Origin of the sequence: Shimia abyssi (assembly GCF_003014475.1) — a bacterium.
In the GTDB taxonomy this organism is placed as follows: domain Bacteria; phylum Pseudomonadota; class Alphaproteobacteria; order Rhodobacterales; family Rhodobacteraceae; genus Shimia; species Shimia abyssi.
Genome location: NZ_PYGJ01000018.1, coordinates 60,396 through 80,526, shown reverse-complemented (window position 1 = coordinate 80,526; position 20,131 = coordinate 60,396). Strand labels below are relative to the sequence as shown.

At 57.1% G+C, this 20,131-nt stretch carries 20 protein-coding genes and 1 pseudogene; 19 read left to right on the top strand and 2 right to left on the bottom strand.

What is annotated here, in order from left to right:
• The first annotated feature begins 29 nt into the window (after positions 1-29).
• The 14 genes from pyrH to CLV88_RS19640 all read left to right on the top strand — a co-directional run bounded on the left by pyrH (position 30) and on the right by CLV88_RS19640 (position 12,649).
• Positions 30-761 (top strand): UMP kinase, encoded by a 732-nt coding sequence (gene pyrH / locus CLV88_RS19700; RefSeq protein WP_106610120.1) that lies wholly within the window; start codon positions 30-32, stop codon positions 759-761.
• Positions 762-828: 67 nt separating this feature from the next.
• The gene (gene frr / locus CLV88_RS19695; protein WP_106610119.1) at positions 829-1,395 is read left to right on the top strand and encodes a ribosome recycling factor; all 567 of its coding nucleotides are present in this window, start codon (positions 829-831) and stop codon (positions 1,393-1,395) included.
• 5 nt (positions 1,396-1,400) lie between these two features.
• Positions 1,401-2,123, top strand: coding sequence for a polyprenyl diphosphate synthase (gene uppS, locus CLV88_RS19690; RefSeq protein ID WP_106610118.1), 723 nt, complete (start codon positions 1,401-1,403; stop codon positions 2,121-2,123).
• A complete protein-coding gene (locus CLV88_RS19685) occupies positions 2,120-2,905 on the top strand; it encodes a phosphatidate cytidylyltransferase (protein WP_341477194.1) in 786 nt (261 codons plus the stop codon). The genes uppS and CLV88_RS19685 overlap by 4 nt, the downstream gene beginning before the upstream one ends.
• The gene (gene dxr / locus CLV88_RS19680; RefSeq protein ID WP_106610116.1) at positions 2,902-4,074 is read left to right on the top strand and encodes a 1-deoxy-D-xylulose-5-phosphate reductoisomerase; all 1,173 of its coding nucleotides are present in this window, start codon (positions 2,902-2,904) and stop codon (positions 4,072-4,074) included. The genes CLV88_RS19685 and dxr overlap by 4 nt, the downstream gene beginning before the upstream one ends.
• Positions 4,075-4,082: 8 nt before the next feature.
• Positions 4,083-5,429: an RIP metalloprotease RseP gene (gene rseP, locus CLV88_RS19675; RefSeq protein ID WP_106610115.1), complete on the top strand. Its 1,347-nt coding sequence runs from the start codon at positions 4,083-4,085 to the stop codon at positions 5,427-5,429.
• 80 nt (positions 5,430-5,509) lie between these two features.
• Positions 5,510-5,659 carry a hypothetical protein gene (locus tag CLV88_RS23085; RefSeq protein WP_165798949.1) on the top strand — a complete coding sequence of 50 codons (150 nt, stop codon included), beginning with the start codon at positions 5,510-5,512 and terminating at the stop codon, positions 5,657-5,659.
• Positions 5,660-5,845: 186 nt separating this feature from the next.
• Positions 5,846-8,206, top strand: a complete 2,361-nt coding sequence (gene bamA, locus CLV88_RS19670; RefSeq protein WP_106610114.1) for an outer membrane protein assembly factor BamA — start codon at positions 5,846-5,848, stop codon at positions 8,204-8,206.
• Positions 8,207-8,212: 6 nt separating this feature from the next.
• Complete coding sequence (locus CLV88_RS19665; protein ID WP_106610113.1) at positions 8,213-8,776, top strand: OmpH/Skp family outer membrane protein; 564 nt, start codon at positions 8,213-8,215, stop codon at positions 8,774-8,776.
• Between the two features lie 71 nt (positions 8,777-8,847).
• Positions 8,848-9,315 (top strand): 3-hydroxyacyl-ACP dehydratase FabZ, encoded by a 468-nt coding sequence (gene fabZ, locus CLV88_RS19660; RefSeq protein WP_106610112.1) that lies wholly within the window; start codon positions 8,848-8,850, stop codon positions 9,313-9,315.
• A gap of 2 nt (positions 9,316-9,317) precedes the next feature.
• Positions 9,318-10,100 carry an acyl-ACP--UDP-N-acetylglucosamine O-acyltransferase gene (lpxA, locus tag CLV88_RS19655; RefSeq protein ID WP_106610111.1) on the top strand — a complete coding sequence of 261 codons (783 nt, stop codon included), beginning with the start codon at positions 9,318-9,320 and terminating at the stop codon, positions 10,098-10,100.
• 3 nt (positions 10,101-10,103) lie between these two features.
• Complete coding sequence (locus tag CLV88_RS19650; RefSeq protein ID WP_106610110.1) at positions 10,104-10,904, top strand: LpxI family protein; 801 nt, start codon at positions 10,104-10,106, stop codon at positions 10,902-10,904.
• Positions 10,904-12,061: a lipid-A-disaccharide synthase gene (lpxB, locus tag CLV88_RS19645; protein WP_106610109.1), complete on the top strand. Its 1,158-nt coding sequence runs from the start codon at positions 10,904-10,906 to the stop codon at positions 12,059-12,061. The genes CLV88_RS19650 and lpxB overlap by 1 nt, the downstream gene beginning before the upstream one ends.
• A gap of 3 nt (positions 12,062-12,064) precedes the next feature.
• Positions 12,065-12,649 (top strand): hypothetical protein, encoded by a 585-nt coding sequence (locus CLV88_RS19640; RefSeq protein ID WP_106610108.1) that lies wholly within the window; start codon positions 12,065-12,067, stop codon positions 12,647-12,649.
• Here CLV88_RS19640 and CLV88_RS19635 read toward each other — a convergent pair.
• Both CLV88_RS19635 and mnmA read right to left on the bottom strand, forming a co-directional pair.
• A complete protein-coding gene (locus CLV88_RS19635; RefSeq protein ID WP_243403742.1) occupies positions 12,646-12,891 on the bottom strand; it encodes a zinc ribbon domain-containing protein in 246 nt (81 codons plus the stop codon). The genes CLV88_RS19640 and CLV88_RS19635 overlap by 4 nt on opposite strands.
• 111 nt (positions 12,892-13,002) lie before the next feature.
• The gene (gene mnmA, locus CLV88_RS19630; protein WP_106610106.1) at positions 13,003-14,148 is read right to left on the bottom strand and encodes a tRNA 2-thiouridine(34) synthase MnmA; all 1,146 of its coding nucleotides are present in this window, start codon (positions 14,146-14,148) and stop codon (positions 13,003-13,005) included.
• A 120-nt stretch (positions 14,149-14,268) separates the two neighbouring features.
• Here mnmA and sciP point away from each other — a divergent pair, with 120 nt between their 5' ends.
• The 5 genes and pseudogenes from sciP (at position 14,269) to CLV88_RS23630 (ending at position 19,998) form a co-directional block, all read left to right on the top strand.
• Positions 14,269-14,574, top strand: coding sequence for a CtrA inhibitor SciP (gene sciP / locus CLV88_RS19625; protein ID WP_106610105.1), 306 nt, complete (start codon positions 14,269-14,271; stop codon positions 14,572-14,574).
• A gap of 66 nt (positions 14,575-14,640) precedes the next feature.
• Positions 14,641-15,357 (top strand): annotated as a pseudogene (gene ctrA, locus CLV88_RS19620) (response regulator transcription factor CtrA); the annotation flags it as partial.
• A gap of 73 nt (positions 15,358-15,430) precedes the next feature.
• Positions 15,431-17,680: an NAD-dependent DNA ligase LigA gene (gene ligA, locus CLV88_RS19615; RefSeq protein ID WP_106610104.1), complete on the top strand. Its 2,250-nt coding sequence runs from the start codon at positions 15,431-15,433 to the stop codon at positions 17,678-17,680.
• Positions 17,677-19,767 (top strand): ATP-dependent DNA helicase RecG, encoded by a 2,091-nt coding sequence (gene recG / locus CLV88_RS19610; protein WP_106610103.1) that lies wholly within the window; start codon positions 17,677-17,679, stop codon positions 19,765-19,767. The genes ligA and recG overlap by 4 nt, the downstream gene beginning before the upstream one ends.
• Before the next feature lie 108 nt (positions 19,768-19,875).
• Entirely contained in the window at positions 19,876-19,998 is a 123-nt protein-coding gene (locus CLV88_RS23630; RefSeq protein ID WP_279338366.1) for a hypothetical protein, read from the top strand.
• Positions 19,999-20,131: the final 133 nt, after the last annotated feature.

Sequence of the window (20,131 nt, the reverse complement as noted above, 5' to 3'; positions counted from 1 at the left end):
CCTAAATCGATGCACAAAGGACATGCAACATGAGCGATGACACCCCCGCGACTGAGGTTACTTTTAAACGTGTAATGCTCAAGATTTCGGGGGAGGCGTTGATGGGAGATCAGGGATTCGGCCTGAACCCGCCAACAGTTCAACGCATCGCCGAGGAAGTGAAATCGGTGCATGATCTGGGTGTCGAGATTTGCATGGTCATCGGCGGCGGCAATATTTTCCGCGGTTTGCAGGGCAGCGCGCAGGGGATGGAACGCACGACCGCTGACTATATGGGGATGCTGGCCACAGTGATGAACGCGCTGGCAATGCAGTCTGCTCTTGAGGAACTGGGAGTGTTCACCCGTGTGATTTCGGCCATTCCGATGGATCAGGTGTGCGAGCCCTATATTCGCCGCCGCGCGGTGCGCCACCTTGAGAAAAAGCGGGTGTGCATTTTCGCGGCCGGAACTGGAAACCCCTATTTCACCACTGATACGGCAGCGACGCTGCGCGCCAATGAGATGGCCTGTGAGGCGATTTTCAAGGGCACCAAGGTAGATGGTGTTTATGACAAGGACCCGGTCAAGTTCGACGATGCCGTGCGCTATGATCAGGTGAGCTATGACGATGTGCTGAGCAAGCGTCTGGGTGTGATGGATGCCAGCGCGATTGCGCTGGCGCGGGACAACAACCTGCCGATCATCGTGTTCAGCCTTGATGAGTCCGGAGGGTTCCGGGGCATTCTGGCGGGCAAGGGCACCTATACAAAGGTCCAGTGATCCCGCTAGAGTGGGTACACAGGTACGAAACTGGGGCAGCGGCCCCGCAAGATTAGAGCAAAGAGCCATGGCCGACGAAGATTTTGAGATTGATACCGATGACCTGACACGCCGGATGGAAGGCGCAATGGGCGCGTTGAAGACGGAATTTGCCTCGCTGCGCACGGGGCGCGCGTCGGCAACGATGTTGGAACCTGTGATGGTTGAGGCCTATGGCCAGAAGACGCCCATCAATCAGGTAGGTACGGTAAACGTGCCAGAGCCGCGTATGGTGACGATCAATGTCTGGGACAAGTCGCTGGTCGGAGCGGTTGAAAAGGCGATCATGAATTCGGGTCTGGGTATCAACCCGCAGACCAATGGCACCATCGTGATGCTGCCAATCCCTGAGCTGAACGAAGAACGCCGTACCGAGCTGGCCCGTGTGGCGGCGCAATATGCCGAACACGCCCGTGTGTCTGTGCGCAATATTCGCCGTGACGGCATGGACCAGATCAAGAAGGCCAAGAATGACGGCATGTCTGAGGATGATCAGAAGATCTGGGAAGGCGAAGTGCAGGACCTGACTGACAGCTTTATCAAGGCGGTGGACGCCGCACTTGAGAACAAGCAAGCCGAAATCATGCAGGTCTGAAGAATATGCCCGAGGATCAGACCCCGCGTGGCCCGCGGCATGTGGCTATCATCATGGATGGCAATGGCCGTTGGGCGCAGGCGCGGGGGCGACCTCGGTTGTTCGGGCACCATGCCGGAGCTAAACGCGTCAAAGAAATCGTGCGCGCGTGCAAGCCGCTGGGTGTTGAGTACCTGACGATTTTTGGCTTTTCGACCGAAAACTGGAAGCGCACCCAAAGCGAAGTTGCCGGGCTGATGAGCCTGTTTCGCCAATATATCCGCAAGGAAGCGCGTGGGTTGAAGGCCGAAGGGGTGCGGGTGCGGTTTATTGGCGACCGGGTCAAGCTGGACGATAAACTGCGCGACCTGATGGACGAGCTGGAAGAGATGACAGCGGCGAACTCGGAGGTCAATTTGACGATTGCGTTGAATTACGGCGGCCGGGATGAAGTTGCGCGGGCGACACAGCGGTTAGCAGAAGATGTCAAAGCCGGACGGTTGATGCCCGAGAATGTAAACGAAGAGACGCTGCCCAAATATCTGGACACATGTGTGTTGCCGGATCCCGATTTGGTGGTGCGCACAAGCGGCGAAGCGCGGATTTCGAACTTTTTGCTGTGGCAGTCGGCCTATGCGGAATACGAGTTCATCGACACGCTGTGGCCTGATTTCTCGAAAGAAGAATTCCGCAAGCTGGTCGACGCATATTCGATGCGCGACCGTAGATTCGGTGCGCTGAGCGCGTGAGCGGCGCCGAGGAGAAAACACCGGGCAAATGGGGTGATTTACCCGCTCGGATGGGCTCGGCGGCGGTGATGATGGTCGTCGGTGCGGCGGCGATCTGGGCTGGCGGGATTTGGTTTCACGAATTGGTGGCGCTCATCTGTGGCGGCATGATCTGGGAGTTTTCCCGGTTTATGGCGCCCGAGAAGCAGCGGTTCGCGCTGCCGATGGGTCTGTTAGCGGGATGTGTGATTGCCGCGACGGATGTTTTGCCGGGGCAGATGATCGTGCCCGCCTTGTTGGCGGTGGCGATTGTTGGGACGTCGCAAGTCAAGAAAGATCGTTTGATTTATGGTGCTTATGCGGCGGGATTAATCCTCGCCAGCTATGGGCTGATTGTGGTGCGCGATGTACGTGGCGCCTATTGGATCGTATGGTTGGTGTCTGTTGTCGTGGCCACGGATGTGGCCGGGTATTTTGTCGGCCGCATTGTTGGCGGCCCCAAGTTTTGGCCTAAGGTGAGTCCCAAGAAAACGTGGTCGGGCACGGCTGGCGGCTGGGTGGCGGCGGCGGTTGTTGGTATGATCTTTGGCGGACCGACATTGATCGTTTTGAGCGTGTTGACGGCGTTTGCCTCGCAGATGGGGGATGCGGCGGAGAGCGCGCTGAAACGGCGGGCCAGGATCAAGGACAGTTCGAACCTGATCCCCGGTCATGGTGGGTTGCTGGACCGTTTTGATGCCATGATGGGCGCGGCGCTGTTTGTGCTGTTGCTTGGATCGGTGCTGGGGCTGCCAGCGGTATGAGACGGGTTTCTATTTTTGGCGCGACCGGGTCGATTGGGCAAAATACCATCGACCTGATTGCGAGAGACGCGGAAGCCTATGATGTTGTCGCATTGAGTGGCGGTCAGAACGTGGCGCAACTGGCGGCGGATGCGCGCCGGTTGCAGGCAGATGTGGCGGTGACAGCGGACGAGACGCGCCTGCCAGAGCTGCGCGCGGCGCTGGCAGGGTCTGGGGTAGAGGCGGCTGCGGGGCGGCGTGCTTTGCTTGAGGCGGCGTCAAGGCCCGCAGATTGGGTGATGAGCGCGATTGTGGGCGCGGCCGGGCTGGAGCCGGGATTGCGCGCGCTGGAGCAGGGGGCGACCCTGGCATTGGCCAACAAGGAATCGCTGGTCACAGCTGGGGCGTTGGTGATGAGCACGGCGCGCAAATACAACGCGCGGATTTTGCCGGTGGACAGCGAGCATTCGGCAGTGTTTCAGGGGCTTGTTGGCGAAGATATGTCCGGTGTGGAGCGCATTATTATCACTGCAAGCGGTGGTGCATTTCGCGACTGGAGCCTTGAGGATATGGCGCGTGCCACACCAGAGCAGGCATCGAGCCATCCCAACTGGAATATGGGGCAGCGGATCACGATCGATTCCGCATCTATGTTTAACAAGGCGCTGGAAGTTATTGAGACAAAAGAGTTCTTTGGGTGCGCGCACGATCAGATAGAGGTGCTGGTGCATCCGGAATCGATGGTTCACGCACTGGTGGGGTTTGCTGATGGCGCGCTGATGGCGCATGTCGGGCCACCGGATATGCGCCATGCGATCGGGTATGCGTTGCACTGGCCCAAGCGCAAGGCGTTGCCGGTCGAGCGGCTGGATCTGGCAAAGATCGGACAGTTGACCTTTCGGGAACCGGATTCGGAACGCTACCCTGCGCTCAGATTGGCCCATGAGGTGATGGCGGCAGGTGGGCTTGCGGGCGCTGTGTTCAATGCGGCCAAGGAACAGGCGCTGGACGGGTTTTTGTCGCGAGAGATTGGTTTTCTGCAAATGGCGGAGGTGGTCGAAGAGGTTTTGGAACGGCTTCTTTCGTCACAATGCCTTAAGAATGCCGAAATGACCCTTGATACAGTGCACGAAACTGACCATTTGGCTCGCAACACGGCCAAAAAGGTCATGGCAGAGCGAAACAGGTAGGATCCACTTTGGATATTTTGAGTTTACTCCCCGGATTTGGCAATTCGATTCTGGTGATCGTGGCCTTTGTGGTTGCGCTTTCGGTGATCGTGGCGATCCATGAATATGGCCACTACATCGTCGGGCGTTGGTCGGGCATTCATGCGGATGTTTTTTCGCTGGGGTTTGGGCCGGTGATCTGGTCGCGGTATGACAAGCGCGGCACGAAGTGGCAGTTGGCAGCGATTCCGCTGGGCGGCTATGTCAAGTTCAAGGGCGACGCCAACGCAGCCAGTGGCAAGGATGGCGAGGTCATGGAGACCATGCCTGAGGATGAACTGCGTTCGACCATGCATGGTGCGCCATTGTGGGCCCGAACAGCTACAGTGGCGGCGGGGCCGCTGTTCAACTTTGCGCTGTCGATCATTGTGTTCGCCGTAGTGCTGATGGCCAATGGTCGGGTGGGTGACACCTTGATCGTGGGTGAATTGCGCGATTTGCCGAACGTTGAGTATTCACTGCTCGAAGGCGACAAAGTGCTGGCCATTGATGGCAAATCGGTGCCGTCGCTGGAAGATGGCGCTGCATATAGCGCGTTTTGGGAAAACATGACCAAAGAGAATCCGCTGCCGTATCAGGTGGATCGGGATGGCGAGGTGATTGATGTTACCGGGCCGTATCTGAACCCGCCCATTGTTCTGAGCCTCGCGCCGCGTTCTGCCGCGATTAACGCAGGGCTGGAAGTGGGCGATGTGTTTACGGCGATTGACGGTGAACCGATTGTGGCCTTTTCTCAGTTGAAAGAGGCGGTCGAAACGGGTGATGGCAAGACCCTGGCTTTGACAGTGAACCGTGGCGGAGAGGTGCAGGAGTTTGATCTGACACCGCGCCGTGTGGATGAGCCGCAGGATGGCGGTGGATTTGTCACCAACTGGCGCATTGGCATTGGCGGCGGACTTGCGTTTGAACCCGCCACCGAGGCGCTGGGGCCGGGGCCAGCGATTGCCAGCGGTGTGCGTCAGACCGGGCGTATTATTGAGGGGTCGATTTCAGGCCTTTATCACATGGTAACGGGCGCGATTAGCAGTTGTAACTTGTCTGGTCCGGTGGGCATTGCGCAGACATCGGGTGCGATGGCCAGCCAAGGGATCGAGAGCTTTATCTGGTTCATCGCGGTGCTGTCGACAGCGATTGGCCTGCTTAACCTGTTTCCGATCCCGGTTCTGGACGGCGGACATCTGGTGTTTTACGCCTATGAGGCGGTGACGGGTCGCACGCCAAGCGACCGGGTTTTGCGGGTTCTGATGACCATGGGTTTGGCGGTTATCCTGAGTTTGATGGCCTTTGGCCTGACCAACGATCTGTTCTGCCCATAAGCGCCGCAGTGGTGCCCCATTTCTGACAGATTCCGAGCCTAGATTGGAATCCAGACGAACTAAAACTGGGGCACCCTGTTATGCACACAATTGAAGACGGATATCGCGCTCTTGGCCTTTTGATTGACATCAATTGGGATCGCATTTTGTTTCCAGCGGCCATTTTGGGCGGATTGATGCTCGGTGCTTATCTGGGAATGTCGCTAGGCGCATATTTGGGCCAGCACTAACCCTTACAACTCCTCTGCGACTCATGAGCCTGCTACCATATACTGTGGCGGGCTTTAGGCGTAATACCATCGCCTGTGGATAACTTTACCTTCTGTCTGACAAACATTTGCGCTGATTGGTCTTTTGACAACCGGGTTCATTCCCGCTAGTCACGTTCCAACTGGGATGTCTTGCGGAGTTTGGGAATGACCAAACAGGGAAGAGCTTTGGCTGTGGCCAGAGAGAGTGGTGAAGCGCGAAACTGGTTTTTTGCTTTTGCTTTTTTGTTTTTGATTTCAGCAGTTTTATCTCTGCTTCCGACAGCAGGCGCGGCCCAGCAATACAATTTCAACTCCATCACGGTTGAAGGCAACCAGCGGATCGAATCTGCGGCTGTTGTTGCCTATTCCGGAATCACCACCGGCAAGGTTGTGACGGGGGGCGAGCTGAATTCAGCTTATCAAAGGGTTCTGGACAGTGGCCTTTTTGAAACAGTTGAGCTCGTACCGAGCGGCAGCCGACTGGTTATCAAAGTCCTTGAATATCCAACAATCAATGAGATCAGTTTTGAAGGTAATGCCCGTCTGAAGGATGATGCACTCGAGGGGCTGGTTGAGTCGCAATCGCGCCGGGTATTGAATCCCACAACAGCAGAGCGTGACGCAGCCCGCATCACACAAGCCTATGCAGAACAGGGCCGATTGGCCGCGCGGGTCACACCGCGTATCATTCGCCGCAGCGACAACCGTGCGGATCTGGTGTTTGAGGTATTTGAAGGTGGTGTAGTCGAGATTGAGCGCATTGGTTTCGTGGGCAACCAGGTGTACTCTGATCGTCGTCTTCGCCGCGTTCTGGGAACCAAACAGGCAGGTTTGTTACGCGCTGTGTTCCGCCAGGATACTTTTGTAAATGACCGGATCGAATTTGACAGACAAGTGCTGCGCGATTTCTATCTGTCGCGAGGGTATGTAGATTTCCGCGTAACAAGCGTGAACGCGGAGCTATCGCGTGAACGCGACGGGTATTTTGTAACATTCAATGTGGAAGAGGGCCAACAGTTCAAGTTTGGCCAGATCACGGCCACGAGCGAAGTGACTGGCGCGGACCCTGACGAATTTTTGGACGCGATTAAGCTGAAACCCGGCGTGACCTATTCACCCATTCAGGTTGAAAACGCGATTGCACGGATGGAAAATCTGGCTCTGCGTGAGGGCTTGGATTTTGTGCGCGTTGATCCCCGTATCACGCGAAACGAAGCCGATCTGGAACTTGATGTTGAGTTTGCAATCGTCAAAGGACCGCGCATTTTTATCGAGCGGATCGATATTGAGGGCAACACAACCACCTTGGATCGTGTCATTCGAAACCGTTTCAGAATTGTCGAGGGCGATCCGTTCAATCCACGCGAAATTCGCGAAAGCGCTGAGCGTATTCGCGCGCTCGCTTATTTTGAAACCGCAGAAGTTAATGCCCGCGAAGGCAGTACGCCAGATCAGGTGATTGTAGACGTTGACGTGGTAGAACAGCCCACTGGTTCGTTGGCCATTGGTGCGTCTTACGGTACCAACCAAGGCATCGGTATTGTGTTGCGGTTCGACGAACGAAACTTTCTTGGGCGTGGTCAGGCGCTTTCGTTCTCAGGCTCGCTTGCTGCGGAATTGAACGACTATTCGTTTACGTTTACCGAGCCGGCGTTCTTGGGGCGCGATTTGGCGGCTGGTATCTCGCTGAGATATCAAGATTACGAGCCCAATGACGCGCGTTTCGTCAATACGACCGGAGAGTTCCGGCCTACGCTGGCATTCCCGGTAAGCGAATTCGGGCGCGTGACGCTGAATTACGCGTTGCAGAATGTGGATATGACGGTTGAGACCGCCAATGCGCAGCCCGGATCAATCATCGATGCAGAAGCGGCGCGTGGGCGAGTGATCAAAAGCTCAGTTGGATACGCTTATCGGTATGACACACGAAATGGCGGTTTGGATCCAACACGTGGTGTTCTGGTCGAATTCGGACAGGATTTTGGTGGTCTGGGTGGCGATTACACATTTGTCAAAACAACGGCAAAGGCACAGGCAGAAATGCGTGTGTTGAACGAAGAAGTTCTGCTGCGGGCTGTTTTTGAAGGTGGGGCACTGCATTCGCCAAACAGCGACAGCCGGATTGATGACCGTTTTATCGTCTCTGCACGTAATATTCGTGGATTTGAGCCTTTTGGTGTTGGCCCACGAGAACGCAATGCGTCGGGGACATTGGATGATGCGCTGGGTGGTAACTACTATGCGGTTGCCCGATTTGAGGCTGAATTCCCGCTGGGGCTGCCAGAGGAAATTGGCATCAATGGCGGGGTATTCTATGACGTTGGTTCGCTTTGGGGTCTTGATACAACTAGCTCATCAGCTGGATCAGTGCTGTATGAAGATTTCTCGCTGCGTCACGTGATTGGGGTCTCGATCTTCTGGGACACTGCGATTGGCCCGCTTCGCTTCAACTTTTCCAAGGCGATTGTAAAAGAGGATTTCGACCGCGAACAGAATTTCGACTTTACCATCAGCGCGCAGTTCTGATCACAAATGATTGCGCGAGTTCTTGTATTTGGTTTTCAATTGGTTGCCCTGAGTTGGCTGGCGATTGCAGCGCAGGCGCAGGAACAGGGGGTGCCTGTTTCGGCTATCCTGACAATAGACAGTGATCGCTTGTTCGCAGATTCTCAATTTGGACGGCGGGTTGTCCAAGAGCTTGATGCGGAACAATCGATTCTGCGTGCGGAAAATCGCCAGATGGAAGCGCAGCTGGCCGAAGAAGAACGTGTGTTAACTGCAAAACGCAAGGAAATGGCATCGGAAGACTTTAGCGCGGTTGCCGAAGCTTTTGATGCACGAGTTCAGGAAATCCGCGAATTTCAGGACAACAAGGCCATAGAGATTGCTCAACAGCGCGAAGTGGAAGAAGCCGCGTTTGTTCAAGCCGCGCGCCCGGTCTTGGAAAACCTTATGCGCGAGGCGCGCGCGTCCGTCATTCTGGAACGGCGCACTATTTTTCTGTCGATAACGGCGATTGATATCACCGATTTGGCAATCTCTCGGCTGGATGCGGCAATTGGTGAGGGCACCACCAACAAGATTGATCCCGAGTAGGACGCTTGCCCAATGGCGCAGGGGTTGCTAGGGACTAGCACAAAGCAACTAAAAGACCGTGGGGGCACTTTATGTCCGAAGACCTGAAACATGCCGACATTCACCTCATTCAACGGATATTGCCGCACCGCTACCCGTTTTTGCTGGTTGATAAGGTACTGGATATCGACAGTTATCAGTCGGCACGTGGGATCAAGAATGTGACCATGAACGAACCGCATTTTCAGGGGCACTTTCCTGCGTCTCCGATCATGCCGGGTGTTACCATTGTAGAGGCAATGGCGCAGACCGCTGGCGTGATGCTGGGTGTTGGGTTTGATGTGGTCGACACGAACCTATTGATTTATTTCATGTCCATCGACAAATGTAAGTTCCGCCGCAAGGTGATCCCTGGGGACGTTATGGAAATGAACGTAACCACATTGCGCGGCAAGCCGGGTGGCAAGCTGTTCAAGTTCAAGGGCGTCGCTTCGGTTGAGGGTGAAGTGGCGGCAGAGGCTGAATTCTCGGCCTATGTCGATTGGAATCCCGGAGAATAATGATGCCTGATATCCATCCCAGTGCGATCATCGAAGATGGAGCCCAATTGGGCGAAGGCGTCAAGATTGGCCCGTTCTGCACGGTTGGTGCAAATGTTGTGCTCGGGGATCGCGTCGAGCTGAAAAGTCATGTGGTTGTGACCGGCAAAACAGAGATTGGCGCGGACACGGTTGTGTTCTCGTTCTCTGTGATTGGTGAAATTCCACAGGATCTGAAATTCGGTGGCGAGGACACGCGTCTGGTGATCGGGGAGCGAAACCGCATTCGCGAACATGTGACGATGAACACAGGCACCGATGGCGGTGGTGGTGTGACGAGGATTGGCGATGATGGTTTGTTCATGGCCGGTGCCCATATTGCCCATGACGTTCAGATCGGAGACCGCGTGATCGTGGTGAACTCGGCCGGAGTGGCGGGGCATTGCGTGATCGAGGATGATGTCATTATTGGCGGGTTGAGCGGCATTCACCAATGGGTGCGCGTCGGTCGGGGGGCCATCATTGGGGCCATGACCATGGTGCCCAATGATGTGATTCCATACGGTTTGGTGCAAGGGCCGCGTGGTGTGCTGGATGGGTTAAACCTCGTTGGGCTTAAGCGGCGCGGGGTAAAACGTGCGGATATCACGGCTTTGCGTGCCGCCTTTCAGATGCTGGCGCAGGGTGAAGGCGCGTTTCTGGAGCGCGCGCGGCGTTTGGGTGACGAAACCGAAAGCGAATATGTGGAAGAGATCGTCTCGTTTATACTGGGTGAGACGGACCGCAATTTCCTGACACCGGGCTAGGCTATGAAACGACTGGGAATTCTATCGGGTAGCGGTGCTTTGCCGGTTGCCGTTTCTGCCGTCCATCCCGATGCGCTGCGTATTGTTTTTGACGATGTGGCGCATGAGATGCCAGCGCCGGTTGAACAACATAGCCTGAACAAGATGGGCGGGATCTATGACGCGCTGCACGCCGGAGGGGTCAGTGACATCGTTCTGGCGGGTGCAATGGGACGTCCGGCGCTGAACCCGGCCGAGTTTGATGCGGGCATGATGGCGCTGGCGCCACGGTTGTTGCCTGCGTTGCAGGGTGGCGACGACGCCATTTTGCGCCTGATGATCGCGAGCTTTGAGGAGCAGGGATTTGTCGTGCGCGGTGCGCACGAGCTGTTGCCGGAATTGACGGTGCCTGAGGGGCTGTTTGCCGGGCCAGAGCCCAGTGACGCTGCACTGAGTGACGCCAAACGCGCAATGGACATCCTGCTGGCGCTGTCGCCGCTGGATGTGGGGCAGGGCGCGGTTGTGGCGGCGGGGCTGTGCCTTGGCGTAGAGACGCTTCAGGGGACAGACGCGATGCTGGGCTTTGTTGCGCAGACGCCAGAACGGTTGCGTCGTGGCAAGGGCGTAATGGTTAAGGCGCCCAAGCGTGGACAGGATTTGCGGGTGGATATGCCTGCGGTGGGTCCGCAAACTGTGCATAACGCGGCGACGGCGGGGCTTGAAGGTATCGTGGTTTCTGCGGGTGAGGTGCTGCTCTTGGAAGCAGACGCAACACGCACGGCGCTGGACGAAACGGGGCTGTTCCTGCTCGGGCAGGTGCTTTGATGAAAGTGTTCATCCTTGCCGGGGAAATGTCTGGTGACAAGCTGGGCGGGGCCCTGATGGCAGGGTTGAACACGCTGGTTTCGGATATCTCTTACGAGGGGATTGGCGGGCCAGAGATGCAGGCGCAAGGGCTGGAGAGCCTGTTTGCGATGGATGAGTTGAGCGTGATGGGCATTGCCGAGGTGCTGCCCAAGTATCGGCACCTTAAGCGGCGCATTGCCCAGACAGCAGAGGCTGTTGTGGCGATGCAGCCGGATGTGCTGATCACCATCGACAGTCCGGATTTTTCCCTACGTGTGGCTAAGATCGTCAAGGAAAAGAGCGATATTCGTACGGTGCATTACGTGGCACCAACTGTTTGGGCGTGGCGTCCCGGTCGGGCGGCGAAGATGGCCAAGATGATTGACCAGGTTCTGGCATTGCTGCCTTTTGAGCCGCCTTACATGGAAGCCGCCGGGATGCGCTGTGATTTTGTCGGACATCCGGTGGTGGCAGAACCTGTGGCGAGCGACGCCGAGGTGCTGGAATTGCGCGAACGCTATGAGCTGGTTGATGCGCCGGTGATGCTGATGCTGCCCGGATCGCGCCGGGGCGAGGTATCGCGGCTGGGACCGGTATTTGGTGAGGTTTTGAAACCCGTGTTAGAGGCGCGTCCGGACTTGCGGGTGGTGGTACCAGCCGCGGCACCGGTGGCCGGTGTCGTGAAAGAGATGGCGCGCGATTGGCCGGGTGAGACGGTAGTACTCGACCCGAGGGATCGGCCAGCCCATGAAACGGGCCGGGAAAAGCGGGCCGCGTTTCGTGCGGCGTCGGTTGGGTTGGCGGCGTCTGGCACAGTGTCGCTGGAGCTGGCAGCGGCAGGTACACCGATGGTGATCGCTTATGACCTGAACTGGTTAACCCGGCAGATTGCGGCGGTGATGGTCAAGCTAGATACCGTGACGCTGGTCAATTTGGTGAGCGAAACACGCACTGTGCCTGAGTTTATCTCGCAAAACTGCCGTCCCGAGCTGATCGCGCCGGCAGTGCTTGAGGTGTTGAGCGCGCCTAATGAGCAGAGCACGGCCATGGCAACCACGATGGAGCGTTTGGGCCGTGGCGGTGAAGCACCGGGAATGCGCGCAGCAAGGGCTGTGCTGGCCGGGTTGGAGGGCTAGGGCGTGCTGTTTCACTCTGGCCTCGCTGCCTCGGGTGCGTTGACGCTGATTGCGACCAACCTCGATAATCTGGCAGTTTTGATCGCGCTTTTGCTGACTGCAGGCAAGCGTTCGGCGTTGGGTGGGTTTCTGGCCGCACAGCTTGTGGTGCTTGGGGCGGCGCTGGTATTTGCGGAGGGCGTTGATGCGACACTGGCGGACATGGCGGGGCTTTTGGGGGTGATACCACTTGGTCTTGGTCTGTGGGGCGTCTGGCAGCAATGGACTGTGTCAGAGGCGGACAGCACAGACACACATGCGGCCAAGGGCACGCTTGTGGCGTGTTTCTTTCTGTTCCTGAGCCTGTCGGTGGACAGTTTTGCCGCCTTTGCCCCACTTTTGGCAGACACGCAGCCTTTGTTGCGTCTGCCATTGTTGGCGGGGGCCGTTGTGGCGCTGGCTGGATTGGCGTTGTTGGGGCTGATTTTGGCGCAGGGCGCTAAGCAAGGTGGCGCGTGGCTGAGCCGGTTGGAGCGGCTGGGGCCATATGCGATGGTGGCTGTGGGGCTGTATATTCTGACCAACACAGCGACGGACACGCTGGTCTAGGCGCGCCAACGTTCGAGACGAGGAATACCGCGTGTGTAGAGCCACGCGAGGATTCGGGGCTGTCCCATCTCGATCAGCTTGTCCTTGCAGAAGGCCTGCATTTCGGTGGCGGATATGTCGGGCTGGTGAAACGCACCTTTTTCATAACAATATGAACAGTATTTTTGCGACTTTGTTCCGTCAGCCTCTGTCCCGCCGCCGGCTGGATCCTGTTTCAGCGGCATATCGCAGCTTTGGCACATATTTTTCAAGAGCATCCTCCGATCTGGTTTGGACACTTTATAACATCAAAGCGCAGTGCGCGCCTTGATGTAGGTTCGGAACTGACAATTCAGCGCGTGTTATGTGGTGGCTTAGTAGCCGCGCCAGATCCAGCCGCCGCCAAAGATGCGGGTGCCGTCGGGGTCGTAGAACACGCAGGCCTGACCGGGCGAAACACCTTCTTCCGGGGTGAGCAATTCAACCTCTGCTGTGTCCGGCCCAAGCGGGCGAATGATCGCCTCGCGCGGAGGGCGAGTGGAGCGGACTTTGACAGTGACATGCCATTCGGCGCGGCTGTCAAATGGTTCGTCTCCGAGCCAGTTTATCTCGCGCACAGGGATAACACGTGTGGCCAGCAGTTCTTTGGGGCCGACGACAACCTGTTTGGTGTCGACATCGAGTTTCACCACATAAAGTGGTTCGGACAGGCCCCCAATGCCAAGGCCACGGCGCTGGCCAATTGTGTAGTGAATAACTCCCTTGTGGGTGCCCAGAACACGACCATCAGAGTGTACGATCTCGCCCGGATCAGCGGCGCCGGGGCGCAGTTTTTCGATCACGCTGGCGTAGTCACCATTGGGCACAAAGCAGATATCCTGACTGTCAGGTTTGTCTGCAACGGCCAGGCCATATTGCGCCGCCAACTCGCGCGTGGCGTCCTTGGACGGCAGGTGGCCCAACGGGAAGCGCAGATAATCGAGCTGTTCGGGGGTGGTGGAAAACAGGAAATAGCTTTGGTCGCGCGTGGCATCCGCCGCGCTGTGCAACTCGGGGCCATTGGTGCCGGTTTTGCGCTGAATGTAGTGGCCGGTGGCCATGCAATCGGCATCCAGATCACGGGCGGTTTCCAGCAGATCCTTGAACTTGACCCGCTCGTTGCAGCGGATGCAGGGCACAGGTGTGGCCCCTGCCAGATAGCTGTCGGCAAACTCGTCGATCACGGCGTCCTGAAAGATGTTTTCATAGTCCAGCACGTAATGCGGAAACCCCTTTTCCTCGGCCACGCGGCGGGCATCATGGATGTCGATCCCGGCACAGCACGCACCCTTTTTGGCAAGCGCCGCGCCGTGATCGTAGAGTTGAAGTGTGACACCCACCACGTCATAGCCTTCGTCGGCCAGTTTTGCGGCGACAACTGAGCTGTCCACGCCGCCAGACATCGCGACAACCACACGGGTTTCGGACGGGGGTTTGGCAAAGCCAAGCGAGTTGAGTTTTGTGTCGCCGTCAAGGGGCATGAGACTCTCCATTAGAAGTCGAAGAGATATATAGGAAAATCCTAACTACTCTCAAGCCCCGGTTTCAGGTCTCGTTAAGTGGTTTGTCCGAGCATGGTTGCACTAACAAGGAAGACAGTCATGTATCTCAAGAAAGTTGAAGGCCCACGCTGTGTGACGTTGCCGGATGGCAAGGTGATGAGTCGCGCGGATTTACCGGACACAGGCACCAAACGCTGGGTGGCATCCCGCAAGGCGGCCGTGGTGCGTGGAGTGGCCTATGGGTTGATTACACAGGAAGAGGCGCTAGAGCTTTATGGGTTAAGCGAGGAAGAGTTTGGCGAGTGGGTGTCCGCAGCTACTTTGCACGGAATTGATGCACTTAAAGCGACAGCCGTTCAAAAGTATAGACAACCAGAAGGTGAGTCTGCTAAAAATTTTAGTTAGTAACCGGAGATTAACCTTTTTTGCTCAGGGTTAACCTTGATGATGCCCCGATGCGAGGACTTGAATATGCGCGTTTTGTTGGTCGAAGATGACCCGACAACTTCCAAAAGCATCGAAATGATGCTGACCCATGCCAACCTGAATGTGTATTCGACGGATTTGGGGGAAGAGGGAATCGATCTGGCTAAGCTATATGACTACGATCTGATCCTGCTGGATCTGGGGTTGCCGGATATGAATGGCCACGAAGTATTGCGCCAGCTGCGGGTGGCACGTGTGGATACACCTATTTTGATCCTGTCCGGCGCGGATGATACAGATAGCAAGCTTAAGGGATTTGGGTTTGGGGCGGATGACTACCTGACGAAACCGTTTCACCGTGATGAGCTGGTGGCGCGTATTCACGCGATTATTCGCCGGTCCAAGGGACATTCACAATCGGTTATCAAGACGGGGCGCATTGCGGTTAATCTGGATGCCAAGACCGTGGATGTGGACGGCGCGCCGGTGCACTTGACCGGTAAGGAATACCAGATGCTTGAGCTGCTATCGCTGCGCAAGGGGACTACGCTGACCAAAGAGATGTTCCTGAACCATCTTTATGGCGGTATGGATGAACCTGAACTCAAGATTATCGACGTGTTCATCTGCAAGCTGCGTAAAAAGCTGAGCGAAGCAACAGATGGTGCGAATTATATCGAGACGGTTTGGGGGCGGGGATATGTGTTGCGTGATCCGCAGCCAAGTAGCGTTGATGATGAGGAGAAAATGGCGCTTCGCGCCAGAGCGTTAACCGGGCTCTGGACGCCGCGCCCGAGCGGCCCTATCACTTGGACAAGTGACGAGGGAGCGCGGCGTGAGCGAAGAACCAACGGTTTCGGAATTGACTGAACAGCAGGCTGTGGCGGAATTGGCGCGGCTTGCAAAACTGCTGGCGCGGGCAAACACCGCGTATCATTCTGAGGACTCCCCGGACATTTCTGACGCGGAATATGACCGACTCAAGCGGCGCAACGCGGCAATTGAGGCGGCTTTTCCCGAGTTAAAACGCGCAGACAGCCCAAGCGAGCAAGTGGGTGCAACGCCTTCTGATGGGTTTGGCAAGATTACCCATTCAGTGCCGATGTTGAGCCTGGGTAATGCGTTTGAGGGATCGGATGTTTCTGATTTTGTAGATAGAATACGCAAGTACCTGGGGCTAGGCGCGGATCGAATTGAATTCACGGCGGAACCCAAAATTGATGGGCTGAGTCTGTCGCTGCGGTATGAAAGTGGTCAGCTTGTTCATGCGGCGACCCGAGGGGACGGGCAGACAGGCGAAAACGTCACCGAGAACGCACGTACAATTGGGGATATTCCTCAATCCTTGGTTGATGCGCCGGAGGTACTGGAGGTGCGTGGCGAAGTCTATATGAGCCACGCGGATTTTGACGACCTGAACAAGCGACAGTCTGAGGCCGGTGACAAGGTATTTGCCAACCCGCGAAATGCGGCGGCAGGCAGTTTGCGCCAGTTGGATGCAAGTATCACCCGGTCGCGCCCGCTCAAATTCTTTGCGTATGCTTGGGGGGAACTGTCGGTGCCGTTGTCTGACACTCAGACGGGAGCCATAAAACGGCTAGCGGATCTGGGTTTTGCGACCAATCCGTTGACAAAGCTTTGCAGTGGCGCAGATGAGCTGGTCGCGCACTATCAGGTAATCGAAGAACGCCGTGCCGCGTTGGGATATGATATCGACGGGGTTGTTTACAAGGTAGATCGGCTGGATTGGCAGGGCCGGTTGGGCTTTCGCGTAACCACGCCACGTTGGGCTGTGGCGCATAAATTCCCGGCCGAGCTGGCGTGGACCAGACTGGAAGGCATCGATATTCAGGTGGGTCGCACCGGTGCGCTTAGTCCGGTTGCGCGCTTGTCGCCCGTGACGGTTGGCGGTGTCGTGGTGTCAAATGCGACGCTGCATAATGAGGATTACATTCAGGGGCGCGACAGCAAGGGCGAGACCATTCGCGACGGCAAAGAATTTCGTATTGGCGACTGGGTTCAGGTCTATCGCGCGGGCGATGTCATTCCCAAGGTGGCCGATGTTGATCTGTCCAAACGGGCCGACGGGTCTGTTCCGTATGTGTTTCCAAGCACTTGTCCGGAATGTGGCTCGCTGGCTGTGCGTGAAGAAGGTGACGCGGTGCGCCGCTGTACGGGCGGGTTGATTTGCCCGGCCCAAGCGATTGAAAAATTGAAACATTTTGTGTCCCGCAAGGCGTTTGATATCGAAGGTTTGGGCGCCAAACAGGTCGAGATGTTTTACGATGACGTTGACCTGCCGATCCGACAGCCTGCTGATATCTTTTCGTTAGAGGCGCGTGATGACGCCAATTTGACCAAGTTGAGCAATCGGCATGGGTGGGGCAAACAAAGCGCAGAGAACCTGTTTGCGGCGATCACGGAGAAGCGCGAAATTGCTTTGGCGCGGATGATTTTTGCGCTGGGTATTCGGCATGTGGGTGAAGTGGGCGCGCGTGATCTGGCACTACATTACGCCGATTGGTCAGAGTTGACGCGCGCGGTGGATGCGGCGCGCCCGGCGGCGTTGGCGCATCGGGCAGCGGATTTGGCCGAAGATGCGGAGCGCGTGCAGGCCAATGCGCAATCGCGGCGGGCGCGAATTTCTGAAGCGCGCGCGACGGCGCAGGTGGACTGCGATATATCAATTGAGGCCAAATCCGCCTGGGCAAATCTGATTGGGATTGATGGAATCGGGGCGACTTTGGGATTGTCGCTTTCGGATGCGTTGTCCAACCCGGTAGAGCGTACGGCAATTGATGCGCTGGTGTCCTATCTGTCGATTCAGGCGCCCGACGCACCATCGCGAGAAAGCCCGGTAGCGGGCAAAACGGTGGTGTTTACGGGCACGTTGGAGAAAATGACCCGCGCCGAGGCTAAGGCGCGCGCCGAGGCGCTGGGGGCCAAGGTCAGCGGATCAGTCTCGGGCAAGACAGATTTGTTGGTGGCCGGGCCGGGGGCCGGTTCCAAGGCCAAGAAGGCGGCGGATCTGGGCGTGAAAACCATTGACGAGGACGGCTGGCTGGAGTTGATCGAGGGGCTATGAGCGGACGACCCGAAAGCCTGTTTCCGCTGTTTGGTGCGCTGACGACGCTGGATGGCGTGGGGCCGAAAATTGCGCAGAACTTTGCGCAAATCCATATAGATAAGCCGCGTGATCTTTTGTTTTTGCTGCCATATTCCGGAATTGACCGTCGGCGCAAGGAGAGTGTGCTGGGCGCGGATCTGCCAGATACATTGACTGTAGAGGTGTTGGTGGGGCCCCACCGTGCGCCGCGCAATCGCGGTGGTGCCTATCGGATCACTGTCGAGGATGCACAGACCAGCTTTCAAATTGTGTTTTTCCATGCGCGCGCTGAATATTTGATGCGTATGTTGCCCACCGGCGCGCGTCGGATTGTGTCGGGCAAGGTGGAGTTATTTGATGGTGTCGCCCAGATGGTGCACCCTGAATTCATGCTGGAGCCAGAGGCGTTGGCTGAGATTCCGGAGTTTGAGCCTGTTTATCCGCTGACCGCTGGGGTTACGCAAAAAACCGTGGCCAAGGCGATGGGGTCGGCGTTGGAGCGGGCGCCGGAGCTGGATGAGTGGATTGATCCGGGTCAAAAGGATCTGGCGAAGTGGCCGGGGTGGCGCGCGGCAATGACGCAAGTGCATCATCCGGTGTCGATGGGCGAAGTGGTGCCAACCCACCCGGCGCGCGAACGGCTGGCCTATGACGAGTTTTTTGCGCATCAATTGACGCTGGCGCTGGCGCGCACGCAATTGCAGCGAGCCAAAGGCATTATTTCAGAGGGTGATGGGCGGTTTCGCGCCAAGGTGCGGGCGTCGTTGCCGTTTGCGCCAACGGGCGCTCAGGAACGCGCGATCGAGGCGATTGCAGCAGATATGGCGCGTGATAAGCGGATGAACCGGTTATTGCAGGGCGATGTGGGCGCGGGAAAAACGCTCGTGGCGTTTATGGCGCTGTTGGTAGCGGTCGAGGCAGGTGGGCAGGGCGTGATGATGGCGCCAACCGAAATTCTGGCGCGCCAGCATATGGCGGGACTGAAGCCGCTGGCTGAAAGTGCCGGGGTTGTGCTGGAGATTTTGACCGGGCGCGACAAGGGAGCCGATCGGCGGGCCAAGCTGGCGGCGTTGGTGCGCGGTGATATTCACATTCTGGTGGGCACCCATGCGGTGTTTCAGGACGACGTGCATTTTGGCGATTTGCGTCTGGCGATCGTCGATGAACAGCATCGGTTTGGTGTGCGCCAGCGACTAGAGCTGGGTAAAAAGGGTGCAGGCGCGGATGTGTTGGTGATGACCGCCACACCAATTCCTCGGTCACTGGCGCTGGCGCAATATGGTGACATGGATGTGTCGGTGCTGGATGAAAAGCCACCCGGACGACAGCCGATTGCCACGGCGTTGGTCTCGACCGGACGCATGGAGGAGGTCGTGGACCATCTGCGGCGCGCGGTTGCAGAGGGAAAACAGTGTTACTGGGTCTGTCCGTTGGTGGAGGAAAGCGAAAGCGTTGATCTGACGGCGGCAGAGGAACGGTTCAAGCACCTGCGCGCCGTGCTGGGTGAGGGTGTTGTCGGGCTGGTGCATGGGCAGATGCCTCCGGCAGAAAAGGACGCGGCGATGGCGGCGTTTCAGGCGGAGCAGACGCAGGTTCTGGTGGCGACAACCGTAATTGAAGTGGGTGTGGACGTGCCCAATTCGACGATCATGGTGATCGAGCGGGCCGAGACATTCGGGCTGGCGCAGTTGCATCAGCTGCGCGGCCGGGTTGGGCGCGGGTCGCAGGCGTCGACCTGTTTGTTGATGTATCAATCGCCACTCAGTGAGACCGGTGAAAAGCGCCTAAAGGTGCTGCGAGAAAGCGAAGACGGGTTTCGGATAGCCGAAACCGATCTGGAGATGCGCGGTGCAGGCGATCTGATCGGAACGGCGCAATCTGGTGTGCCGCGTTTTCGGATCGCGGACATGGAAGGGCAGGCGGCATTGATGGCAGTGGCGCAAAGTGACGCGCGCAAGCTGTTGCATGACGACCCGGACCTGACCAGCCCGCGTGGACGGGCGGCACGTGTTCTTTTGTGGCTGATGGAGCAGGATCAGGCGATCCGTTTGATATCAGTAGGTTAGGGCTATTACCCCCTAAATGTTCTCAAATGTTCTCAGAAAGTTCTTTACAGCGCGTTAAGGATATGAGAACAAATAGGCAACAAAACAATCAAGAGCAGGAGTTACCCGATGATGCATCAAGTTAAATCCGTGATCCGCAATTCACGCGCGACCTTGGTTCAGGATGCGTTGGGCGGCGTTGCTCTTGTTGCTTTGATGATCGTGGTGCTGCACGTGCCCGGTTTTGTTTGAGATTTTGCCTGCGGCCTTTACGCTGAACCATACCTCCGCATCCTGTCCCCAATTTGATGCGGCCTGACTGACACTGCCTGTCTCAAGTCGTTTGACGGTGTGACGCCTCGCACCGATCTGATGGTTCAGGTCC

Excerpts from the sequence above, each read along its gene's own strand:
- CLV88_RS19650 (WP_106610110.1), top strand. The coding sequence starts at position 10,104 with ATGAAACGACTGGGAATTCTATCGGGTAGCGGTGCTTTGCCGGTTGCC.
- lpxA (WP_106610111.1), top strand. The coding sequence starts at position 9,318 with ATGCCTGATATCCATCCCAGTGCGATCATCGAAGATGGAGCCCAATTG.
- sciP (WP_106610105.1), top strand. The coding sequence starts at position 14,269 with ATGTATCTCAAGAAAGTTGAAGGCCCACGCTGTGTGACGTTGCCGGAT.
- mnmA (WP_106610106.1), bottom strand. The coding sequence starts at position 14,148 with ATGCCCCTTGACGGCGACACAAAACTCAACTCGCTTGGCTTTGCCAAA.
- recG (WP_106610103.1), top strand. The coding sequence starts at position 17,677 with ATGAGCGGACGACCCGAAAGCCTGTTTCCGCTGTTTGGTGCGCTGACG.
- dxr (WP_106610116.1), top strand. The coding sequence starts at position 2,902 with ATGAGACGGGTTTCTATTTTTGGCGCGACCGGGTCGATTGGGCAAAAT.
- lpxB (WP_106610109.1), top strand. The coding sequence starts at position 10,904 with ATGAAAGTGTTCATCCTTGCCGGGGAAATGTCTGGTGACAAGCTGGGC.
- CLV88_RS23630 (WP_279338366.1), top strand. The coding sequence starts at position 19,876 with ATGATGCATCAAGTTAAATCCGTGATCCGCAATTCACGCGCGACCTTG.
- CLV88_RS19635 (WP_243403742.1), bottom strand. The coding sequence starts at position 12,891 with ATGTGCCAAAGCTGCGATATGCCGCTGAAACAGGATCCAGCCGGCGGC.
- CLV88_RS23085 (WP_165798949.1), top strand. The coding sequence starts at position 5,510 with ATGCACACAATTGAAGACGGATATCGCGCTCTTGGCCTTTTGATTGAC.
- CLV88_RS19665 (WP_106610113.1), top strand. The coding sequence starts at position 8,213 with ATGATTGCGCGAGTTCTTGTATTTGGTTTTCAATTGGTTGCCCTGAGT.
- bamA (WP_106610114.1), top strand. The coding sequence starts at position 5,846 with ATGACCAAACAGGGAAGAGCTTTGGCTGTGGCCAGAGAGAGTGGTGAA.
- frr (WP_106610119.1), top strand. The coding sequence starts at position 829 with ATGGCCGACGAAGATTTTGAGATTGATACCGATGACCTGACACGCCGG.
- uppS (WP_106610118.1), top strand. The coding sequence starts at position 1,401 with ATGCCCGAGGATCAGACCCCGCGTGGCCCGCGGCATGTGGCTATCATC.
- fabZ (WP_106610112.1), top strand. The coding sequence starts at position 8,848 with ATGTCCGAAGACCTGAAACATGCCGACATTCACCTCATTCAACGGATA.
- pyrH (WP_106610120.1), top strand. The coding sequence starts at position 30 with ATGAGCGATGACACCCCCGCGACTGAGGTTACTTTTAAACGTGTAATG.